The sequence below is a fragment of the Oleiphilus sp. HI0066 genome (assembly GCF_001635725.1).
In genome coordinates, this window is the sequence record NZ_LWFH01000684.1 from 1 (window position 1) to 957 (window position 957).

Sequence of the window (957 nt, forward strand, 5' to 3'; positions counted from 1 at the left end):
GTTCAAAGAACACTCTATTCAAGTATGGCGCTTGACCTCTGACATGGTAAGTACTCTGATAACAGGCCACGAAGTCTTCAAACTGACCTTCACTCAGAGCGTTCGCCTCAATCCATTGGTAGTGAATACCTTGATCAGATAACTGGCGACGCTCTTTACGAATATTCTTCCGTTTGCGCGAACTTAAACAATCTAAGAAATCCTCAAAGTTTTGATAGCCTTTATTAAACCAATGGTATTGCACCCCCTTTCGATGCCCCCAAAGTTCTGAAGCATGTTCAGAGTGGTTCGCATCTGGAAACAATATGTGCGCAGAGCTAAAGTCATGATCAAGGCAGTGCTTTTCTATGGTTTGAGAATATAGAGACTCCAGCTCGGCCCATTTGATTGCGGTAGCGTCAAACAAAATACGTGCAGAGACAGAAGGCGTAAAAGGGATACTCGCCAGCAACTTCGGGTAATAGTTATAACCATGGCGCGCATAGGCATCTGCCCATGCCCAATCAAACACATACTCCCCGTAGGAATGACGCTTTTTATAGACCGGGGAAAATGCAAGCAAACGGCCACCTTTCGTCCACACCGAAAAATGATAAGGCTCCCAGCCAGTTTTCGCGCACACACACTCAGACAATTCCAATGCCTTTAAAAAGGCATAGCGCATAAAAGGCTGATCAGGATCAGATAAGCTATCAAACTCTTGTTCGTTAATATCACTCAATTGAGTTGGGAATTTAATCCGTATATCCATGTCGTCTTTTACGCCACTTACTGTTTAGATTTGCACACTTTTGATAAGCTCCACGCCCATTCAATATGGAGACATCAAAACATGACAGAACAAGAGTTTTTAGCTCAATTGCGCCAATCACCTGAGTCCATTGACTTTAAAACAAGTATTGCGGTGATTGAAGAAAATTACGCATTCACACCTATTGCATTTAAGGTAGGAAACCA

At 43.1% G+C, this 957-nt stretch carries 2 protein-coding genes; one reads left to right on the top strand and one right to left on the bottom strand.

Features of this window, described 5'->3' with window-relative positions:
- Nucleotides 1-751, bottom strand: a 751-nt coding sequence (locus tag A3738_RS08655) for a peptidogalycan biosysnthesis protein (RefSeq protein WP_197473724.1), incomplete at its 3' end; no start/stop codon positions are given.
- Nucleotides 752-832: 81 nt separating this feature from the next.
- Between A3738_RS08655 and A3738_RS32575 the strand changes: the two genes are divergently transcribed.
- Nucleotides 833-957 (top strand): HopJ type III effector protein (locus tag A3738_RS32575; RefSeq protein ID WP_197473725.1); only part of this gene is annotated, 125 nt, incomplete at its 3' end.